This is a genomic window from Streptomyces sp. NPDC054840, from assembly GCF_053611065.1.
This window is the reverse complement of sequence record NZ_JBSGZP010001159.1, coordinates 1-1,108: the sequence shown is the minus strand read 5'-3', so window position 1 is coordinate 1,108 and position 1,108 is coordinate 1. Positions and strand designations below refer to the sequence as shown.

Annotated in this window: 1 protein-coding gene; it reads left to right on the top strand. The window is 76.8% G+C overall.

The window, feature by feature from the left end:
* Nucleotides 1–1,108: AMP-binding protein (locus ACWGIU_RS38345; RefSeq protein WP_453712773.1), on the top strand; the 1,108-nt coding region annotated here is incomplete at both ends.

Genomic DNA, 1,108 nt, shown 5'->3' with positions numbered 1-1,108 from the left:
CGCGACGCGCAGGCCCCGGAGATCGGCGGGCCGCGCACCGACCAGCCCGTGGACCGCCCCGCGGACCGCCCTGACGACGCGCTTCCCGGGGCGGCCGTCCCGCCGCCCGGCCGCCCCGCCGCGGTCCTGTTCACCTCGACGGCCGAGCCGCGCGCGGTCCCCGTGAGCCACGGGATGCTCCTCGCCGCCCACGACGGCTGGGCCGAGGTGGCCCGGCCGACCCCGCGGGACCGGCACCTGTTCACCCTCGGTACGGACGCCACCGCCTTCGCCGGGGGCTGGACCCGCGCCCTGTGCTCGGGCGGGGCCCTCGTGCTCTCCCCGCGCTCGGCCTGGCCCCCCGAAGACATCCGCGCGGCCGTCGAGACCGACCACGTCACCGTGCTGCACACCGACCCGGCCGGCGCCGCCCGACTGCTGATCCAGGACGCGGAAACGGGAACCCTCGCCCCGGCCGCCCACCGGGGGCCCGACCCCGCCTGCCGGTCCCTGCGGCTGCTCGCCGTCTCGGGCGACCGTCTCTACCTCGACGAACAGGCGACCCTGCAGGTCCGGCTGCACCCGGGCGCACGCGTGCTCAACATCTACGGCACCGCGGAGTGCGCCGGCATCGGCACCTGGTTCGAACTGTCGCAGCTGCCCCACCCGTTGGACGACCCGGAAGAGATCTCCCTGCTCGGCACCGCGTTCCCCGGCTTCCGTGCCGAAGTGCGCGGCGGGGAGGTCCGCCTCGTCCCGCCGGACGGCGCAGACGCGATACCGACCGGCGACCTCGGCCTGCTCCGTGACGACGGCCTGCTGGAGTACGGCGGCCGGATCCAGGACCGGATCGCCCTTCCCGGCGGCCGCACGCTCGACCCGTACCCCCTCGAATCCGCCATCCGCAGCCACGAGGGCATCGGCGGGGCCATCGTCAAGGGGGTCGACGGCCCGCGCGGCCCACGGCGGCTCGTCGCGTACGTGGCCCCACCGCCCGGCGGCCGGACCTGGCCGGCCGGGACCTCCCTGCCGGACATCGAGGAGCTGCGCGACCACCTGGCGGGCAAGGTGCTCCGGGAGGAGTACCCGCGCACCGTGATCCGGCTCCGTACCCTGCCCCGCACCACGG